The 8,006-nt window shown below is 45.5% G+C and carries 4 protein-coding genes and 5 tRNA genes; 8 read left to right on the forward strand and 1 reads right to left on the reverse strand.

The features are described from left to right. Positions 1 to 30: 30 nt before the first annotated feature. A complete protein-coding gene (locus SP90_RS13685) occupies positions 31 to 2,301 on the reverse strand; it encodes a hypothetical protein (RefSeq protein WP_066857429.1) in 2,271 nt (756 codons plus the stop codon). 553 nt (positions 2,302 to 2,854) lie between these two features. Here SP90_RS13685 and SP90_RS13690 point away from each other — a divergent pair. From SP90_RS13690 to SP90_RS13725, 8 genes are all read left to right on the forward strand, one after another. Next, positions 2,855 to 5,347, forward strand: a complete 2,493-nt coding sequence (locus tag SP90_RS13690; RefSeq protein WP_066857433.1) for a 2-oxoacid:acceptor oxidoreductase family protein — start codon at positions 2,855 to 2,857, stop codon at positions 5,345 to 5,347. A 366-nt stretch (positions 5,348 to 5,713) separates the two neighbouring features. Continuing rightward, entirely contained in the window at positions 5,714 to 6,388 is a 675-nt protein-coding gene (locus SP90_RS13695; protein WP_066857436.1) for a DEAD/DEAH box helicase family protein, read from the forward strand. Positions 6,389 to 6,486: 98 nt separating this feature from the next. Beyond that, positions 6,487 to 6,804 (forward strand): hypothetical protein, encoded by a 318-nt coding sequence (locus tag SP90_RS13700; RefSeq protein ID WP_066857439.1) that lies wholly within the window; start codon positions 6,487 to 6,489, stop codon positions 6,802 to 6,804. Positions 6,805 to 6,969: 165 nt separating this feature from the next. After that, positions 6,970 to 7,055, forward strand: a tRNA-Tyr gene (locus SP90_RS13705). Between the two features lie 271 nt (positions 7,056 to 7,326). Next, positions 7,327 to 7,402: transfer RNA gene (locus SP90_RS13710), tRNA-Thr, on the forward strand. Positions 7,403 to 7,407: 5 nt separating this feature from the next. Then, positions 7,408 to 7,493 (forward strand) — tRNA-Tyr (locus SP90_RS13715). Between the two features lie 310 nt (positions 7,494 to 7,803). Next, positions 7,804 to 7,879, forward strand: a tRNA-Thr gene (locus tag SP90_RS13720). 5 nt (positions 7,880 to 7,884) lie between these two features. Further along, positions 7,885 to 7,970: transfer RNA gene (locus tag SP90_RS13725), tRNA-Tyr, on the forward strand. Positions 7,971 to 8,006 lie beyond the last annotated feature (36 nt).

Raw genomic sequence — 8,006 nt, forward strand, 5'->3', positions numbered from 1 at the left:
ATGGATTACGTTAACTCCCCCGACTCTCCATTACTTCGGCCAATCAGCAATACTTTCCTGCTTACCGTCACCTGTTACAGGAAGATACTTTTGTAACATATCCACAAGAGAAAGTTCAACTTTTTGTGCATGTTCTAACTGTAGTGACTCCATCTTCTCTTCAAGCATCTGCACTGCCTGCTCAGCAATCTCTGCAAAAAACATTTCCATATGCTCCAGCAACGAGATTGCTTCTTCATCTGTAGAAATCCCAATTTTTCTTCCAGACTGAATAAGCCACTGCTCTGATAATTCCGGCATAGTGAAAAGAGATACCATCAGCTTGGCGAGACCTTGCCTCTGTCCTTCTTCAATATTTACTCCCTGTGACTGAACATCGTCACCAATCCACTGCAGATACATGGCAACCAGAGCAGTCTCCGGCATTAATATCTTTTCTGTCAGCAAGCGAAAATCACTTGTGGAGCGCAACGGCCTATAGAAAAGCTTTAGTTCCTCTTCAAAAGCCAACCTTGTTTCTCCAGAAAGGGTAAGGTCAGCTCCGACAAGCTGTGTTTCCAGTTGCTTTTGCGCGTCTTCAAAGGACAAAATATCCTTTTGTCTAACTGCATGTTCCAGATCTCCAACTTTTGCCAGTAATTGATACAGCTCATAGGGAAGAGTGAATCCTGCAATCGCGTCAGTGACCGCATATTGAAGAAGTCTTACTGATTCCAAAAATTCTTCATAGGTAATGCATTCTGCTATTCCCTTCAAAGCAAGCATCAATACAGAACCATCTGCAACCAACGAACAAGCATTCTTTGCGTTAGCCCGCAGTTCTTCCGGTATACCAGCCCCGGCTGGCACGGCTAACGCTTCCTCTAATATATCTTCGGCAACAGATGGCACTGCAGACTGCGCAATCTGTTGCAGGTAGGAAGCCTCATAGATCAACCGCTGCGCATACGGTAGAGATTGTACGAGTGCCCGTAATGGTGCAGGTTCTTCAGCAACAAGGTTCTTCCACATGATATAATGTTCAACCACAGCAACCTGTCGGGCACTTTCTGTTATACCCGACGCAATCGCAGTAATGTTGCAATCAAAAACAGTTGAATGCGTTTTTTCAACTATCTTACTGAACAATCCCTCGTCAGGTTGTGAAACAGTCATGGCTGAACCTGAAAAAAATGCTTTATCATAACAAACTGCTAACAGACCTGCTTTAAGCAAGTGCTGCGTCATTAAATGATCTCTTCTGCCATGCAATGCCTCAGCCTTTCGTGAATTTTGCGCAACGCCAGACAACTGAGAATTCAACCAGTCTATTTCAGATGCAAGCAAGTCCATCTCTTCTACAATGTGCGCCACTACCGGCTGCAGTGCTTTCTGTTTTGCCATTGCGTAAGTCTCTTCATCCGAAGCTGTCAGGAGCTCCATGCGTTTCTTTTGCTCAGACACAAGCAAGCCATTTGCACTTACAAAGGAATCTGCCTGTTGCAACATGTAGCTGAGCGTACCATCTGCCACCAGTTTCTCACGAATATACGTCATCGCGGATGGGGTCTGCGTATGCAGTCGTAATAACGCCAATTGAGTTTCTGCCGCTTCTCTGGCTGACTGTCTTTCAAGTGACTTTGCCGCATCGTATGACCAGTGCTTTGTATACACTGCTGTATCTGCCTGAACACAACAGACGCCACCGAATAGTCGATGCCAGCAGGCTTCAAACAAAACCTTACTCATATGTTCTGTTCTGGCATCTCCCATAAAAAGATCACCATGTCTGTAACTGCTTAGTCTAATTGAAATTGGAGCATGGTATGCTGCCATACCTGCCTGTTCCCATGTGCAGGAAGTAATTGCGCCTGCATCAATCAGGTACTGGCTGACCAGTTTTTGCACAGCATTAACGGCATGACTTCGTAATTCTTCACGGCTGACTCCGAACTGATCCTGCTCGCCCATGCTATCACCGTACTGGTCTTTCAATGTGCTCCAGTCATGCTTTCGCCATTCGTCAAGGTACCCGATCATATTGGCTTTAATGAGGTACATAACCTCAGGTACGTCATGCCCGAGTACAAGCGTAAGAACTTTTAGCGGATCGGTATCAGGCTCACCTGCATATTTAAAAGAAATCCGTGCGAAAATATCGCGGGTATCATCCTTATATGACGAGTTGCGGCGGACTGCCAGAGACTTGAGGACATCAAGTGACGCATCCGCATATAATAAATCAGAATGTTCTGGCTCTGAGCGAACTTCAGCACCACTTTTCTGAAACATTTTATGTATATTTTTAAGCCATTGAGTCATGTCTCACCCCTGTAATGCAAAAAGCTGTACGCAGCAGGTACAGCCGATAGCACCAACTTACTCGCCAAACCGTTTTTTGTATGCCAATGACTACAAAATATCATCAGACTACTGTATGCAAAAAAAGCTGAACACAAGAGGTATTACCGTAGCAGAACTAAATTCTTCAATCTCAGTATGTTACTTTTTTTTGCACACCCAAGGAGACGCCACATGGGGTTGGGCAACATAAAATTGCCCTGTCACCAGCACTGGACAAATTTGTTATTTTCGATACAAATAACTTCCACATTTTTAGCAAGCCATAACAGAGTGCTGCCGCAACATAGCATTACATGCTGACTTACTGCGTCTAGCAACCTTTTAATACTCTGCAATCTTGTATAAAAAACATACCTGTGTAATGACTAATCAAACGTAAGTTTACGCCCCTTGTGTTTAATAAAAACACTCAGATAATTTCATTGCTGCCGTGCGTATATTTTCTTGCTGCTTTACAAAGAAAAACTGCCGCGCAGCACAATATTTTATTTCAATTACGAGCGAGTAAACCATGAATGCTATGAAGAAGTTATGTACTGAGGAACATGGACATAAAACAGTTCTGCAAGGCAATATTGCCTTTGCAGCCGGTTGTGTGCGCAACGGCATCCATGCTGTAGACGGCTACCCGGGAACGCCAAGCTCTGAAGTAATCGACAAAGGGTTGTCGCAAGTTCAGGATATGATCAATGTAGGCTGGTCCGTTAGCGAATCTGTTGCGCTTGCGGTTGGTCACGGTCATACTCTTGCTGGTCGTGACTGTGTTGTTACCATGAAAATTCCCGGCCTGTTTCAGGCAGGAGACGTTTTTACCAGCCTTGCAACATTCTCTGTACCACGCGGCGGGCTTGTTCTTTATGTAGCCACCGACTTTACTCCAAGCTCTACACAGCACGTAATTGATCCGCATCTTTTATATAAAAGCTCATTCGTTCCGGTATTTGAGCCTCGTAATCATCAGGAACTGTACGAATCTTCCCGCATTGCTGCTGATCTGGCTCGCAAGTTCAATACTGCGGTCATTATCCAGCCTAGCGGTGTTCTGTGTCACAGCGAAGGCCTTATCACTCTTGGCGAAACCGCAACACGCGACATTGCTGAAGTAGCACCGATGAAGCAGCTTAACGCGCTCCCAAACCTTGCACGTATCAACTACGACCGTGTAATGGACGAGCGCATGCCTGCCCTCACCAAATACATTGAAGAAAGCCCGCTTAATCGTCACCTCAAAGGTAACGGGAAACGCGGTGTTATCACATATGGTGTGAACGCGTTATACATGGAAGAATACAAGGATCTCTACGACAATGATATTGACGTACTTTCTCTTGGATTCACCAACCCGCTTCCTATGCAGAAAATTAAAGACTTCTGTGCTTCCATTGAAGGTGACGTTTATGTTCTGGATGACGGCTACCGCTACCTTCAGGATGAATGTGCAGCTGCTGGCCTGAAAGTGATCGGCAAGCCTGACTTCAGCAAAGTGACAGAATGGACACCAGCAAGCATTGCAGCATTTCTTGGTGAAGATATCTCCTCCAAAGCAGTAGCAGCACAACCGGTTCCACGTCCTCCAATGATCTGTGCAGGCTGCCCGTACCGTCTGTTTGCTCAGGTTGCATCGCGTATGAAAAAGAGCGGCCAGCTCGAAGCCATTTTCGGAGATATCGGCTGTAACACTCTGCTCTACTTTATGAACGCTCTTGATACCGGTCTTGCCATGGGAGCCAGCGAAGCAAAACGCGCAGGTTACGTTCTTTCCAAACCGGAATCTGCAAATAAATGCATTAGCCTTATTGGTGACGGAACTGAATGCCACAGTGGTATGGACGCCACACGCAATACTGTATTCAGGCACGTTGCGGGCGTAAAAGTTGTTCTCGACAACGAATGGACAGCAATGACCGGAGGACAGCCTAGCCCAAGTTCCCCAGTCAACCTTGCGGGTGATAAAAACCGCTTTGTAATGACAGACGCACTTCGCGCACAGGGAACAGATGTAGTTGAAGTAGACGCCTACAACTACAAAGATATTCGCACCAGCCTGCGTAAAGCACTTGCTGATGCTGAAGAAGGTAAATTCACCACTTTGGTTGTGCAGGGTACATGTATCCGTAAAGTTCCAAAATCAGACTTCGGACAAAAGCTTGCTGTTGACTACGAAAAATGTATCAGCTGTGGCGCATGTAACATCTGTTCCGGTGTAAGCCTTGACGAAAACGGCCAGCCTGTCTGGAATAACATCTGTTCCGGCTGTGTTTCACAAAGTCCGGCTTGTATGCAGATGTGTCCAAAAGGCGCAATTTCTATTGTTGACCCAAGCGATGTGACCACAGAAAAATCTTCCGTCACACTTCCTGAACCTCCACAGGATATTACCATTCCACAACTGTCTGAACAGGACAGACCTGAACGCTTGTCACTTGCTATCCGCGGTGTTGGTGGTCAGGGGAACCTCTTCTTCGGTAAGGTTCTTGCGCAGCTCGCATTTGCTGCAGGCTATGGCGATAAAAACATTGTTAAAGGCGAAACACACGGCATGGCTCAAATGGGCGGCCCAGTTATCTCCACCTTTGCATGTGGTAACGTTCGCAGCCCGCAAATCATTCCAGGTACAGCAGATGCTTTGATCGTTATGGAAAAAAGCGAACTTCTGCGTCCAGGCTTCCTTGGCATGCTTAAAGAAGGCGGAACAATCCTTTTTGCTGATACCGCAATAATTCCGCAAGGCTTTGATCCTGAACAGTACCCGAGCGATGAAACCATCAGCGAACTGCTTGAAGGTTACAACGTTATTAAGCTCGACATCCTTAAGCAGGCAATTGAACTTGGTGACACTACCGGCCGAAGTGCAAACGTTGTAATGCTTGGTGTACTCAGCACACTGGCACCATTCAACACACTGCCAGAGGAGTGCTGGTTAAGCGCACTTAAAAATGTAACACCAGCTAAAATGTGGGCAGGTAACTACGCCGCATTTATGGCAGGTAAAAACCTCATGTAGTAACAGTCGTTACAACTATTTCTAAAACTGACAAAAGCTCCCGCTTTCATTGTGAAAGCGGGAGCTTTTTACTTTAATGACCTCAGAGTCTAACGCTCTCTTATGCGTTTTGGAAATAACGATCAAAAGCCAATAGTACCAGATGTGTTGCCTGCGATTTTGCTCGCCCTATGTGATTATGTTAACTTGTAAAAAAATACAACTCACTCGACACTTTTCGAATAATCAATTGCTGAGAGTCGAGCTTTGTCGTAGCGTTTTAGTAAGAATAGTTGCTAAAAAACTTGGTAACGCTGGTATACACAAGCTTTGCAATGTGTTGACAGTGTCTTCTTCCTGCAAGCACTCACTTCGCGGAGAAAACCTATGTATTATGAAATTACACAAGACGGTGCCGGTTTCCTTCCCTCTGAGACTGCTAGAATGGATGTAGATGGACTCTATATCCGCTCTTTGGCTCTGGCATACATATTCACAGGGGCTAGCGGAATTCTGCTAATAAACAGCTCTCCAGCCCTTTCTGCGTTAAGCATTCTAAAACAGATGCCGCTTCTTGGTACTCCGCATTCGCTACACATTATCCAACGGCACGAAGAAGAAACCGATGCTGCTGAATCTGTAAAAAGACTTTGCTCACGCGATCTGCCATCTCTGCAAATTACGCATGAGAGTACTGCTGCAACTTCACTACTCATGGAAACAAACGCCACAGTTATCACAGATGGGAACCAAATTTCTCAGGCAGAATTTTCCATTATAACTCCTCCCGAGCGTGAAAAACGAATGGCAATCAACTGGCTTAACAACCTCTTTCCCCCTCTTATGCTGGACGATGTACATGTGGACTTACAGTTCAACGGTGAAGTGTACCTTGAAATGCCTGTGCTGCAGCTTACGCAGCAAAGAATGAAAGTTTTGGCACGGAGGCAGGCTCGCCCAGAACCTTATATGACCGCGTTAAAACACGGGCTTTGCATGGGGCTGTTTGATCTGAGGCCTACTTTCGTCCAATCACCCTCCCCACTCACTCATACTTCCTAACTGCATGGCTATGGCGTTACATTCTTGTGAATAAAATAAATGCACTTCCCCATGAGCAATTTATACTTAGCTGAATTCACACAACAACAGAGGGTCATATGGGGATACTTGGAAAACTTTGGCGTGGCGAACTGCCACTATATATTACCTTTTGGTTTTTCGGGATGATCATTGGCACTGTAGTAAGTATTTGTGTCACAAAATTTGCGATTCAATCTGAAACTACTACTGATCCGAGCCGTATACTATGGTTGCTTATTGCTCTGCTGTATACCGGCTTAATGTGTGTAGCACTGTGGCGCAGCGCTAATAACTATGAAGGTGCTCCTATCTGGTCCATCAGTGCCCGTTTTTACTCAGCTATTCTTTTCATGTCCTTTGTCAGCTTCGCTGTAGATCTCATCAAATTGCTGTGACCCAACGCTTCATGAACGAAACTACACACGCCCAATCCACTCTGCTGGTGTACGCACTTGTATTCACCTAAAACTAAAAATATTTTTTTCTTGCCAAAGGCGGTACATGTCCGTAGAACCCATCTCCGCTGTCAGGGATTGCTTCCCACAGCAACAATACAAACAGGTGGGGTTCCCGAGTGGCCAAAGGGAACAGACTGTAAATCTGTCGGCATATGCCTTCGGAGGTTCAAATCCTCCCCCCACCACCACGAATTTTAAGCCAGCGTTAAGCTGGCTTTTTTTGTACTGTCTATCCTACCTCTGGAAAAAACTCTGCTGCCCTTCCTTTTTTCAGTGATATTCCTTTCTGCCTTTCGCACCCCAAAACATGAAAACTCACTTTTTCAACCTAGAGACACTTCATTTTCAGAAACAAAATGCCATTCTCCCCACAGAATCAGCCATCAACATAAAAAATTTATGTTTTTTTCATTTTTTACTTGCCAAAACCTTAGGGGATATATAAACACTCTTCTCGTTGCTGGCGTAGCTCAATTGGTAGAGCAGCTGATTTGTAATCAGCAGGTTGCGGGTTCAAGTCCCATCGCCAGCTCCAGTACAGGTGGGGTTCCCGAGTGGCCAAAGGGAACAGACTGTAAATCTGTCGGCGTACGCCTTCGGAGGTTCAAATCCTCCCCCCACCACCACGAATTTTAAGCCAGCGTTAAGCTGGCTTTTTTTGTGCCTGCTCATCAGGAACTACAAAGTCAAATATTCATCCACCACCGCAACGTCTGTTTTACGCTATATGAACAGGCGAAATTCCCGACTCACTTCACTCAGAACATTCATCAGCCCCATCATATCAAGCAGGCGTTTTTTCTAACGCATGAGTCAATAAAAAAATCTCTTCAGCTACTTTTTCTCATGCTATCAGCCCGCGAACATAAAAAATTTATATTTTCTGCATTTTTTGCTTGCTAAAACTTTGGGGGATATATAAACACTCTTCTCGTTGCTGGCGTAGCTCAATTGGTAGAGCAGCTGATTTGTAATCAGCAGGTTGCGGGTTCAAGTCCCATCGCCAGCTCCAGTACAGGTGGGGTTCCCGAGTGGCCAAAGGGAACAGACTGTAAATCTGTCGGCGTACGCCTTCGGAGGTTCAAATCCTCCCCCCACCACCACGAATTTTAAGCCAGCGTTAAGCTGGCTTTTTTTGT

Origin of the sequence: Halodesulfovibrio spirochaetisodalis (assembly GCF_001672295.1) — a bacterium.
Classification (GTDB): domain Bacteria; phylum Desulfobacterota; class Desulfovibrionia; order Desulfovibrionales; family Desulfovibrionaceae; genus Halodesulfovibrio; species Halodesulfovibrio spirochaetisodalis.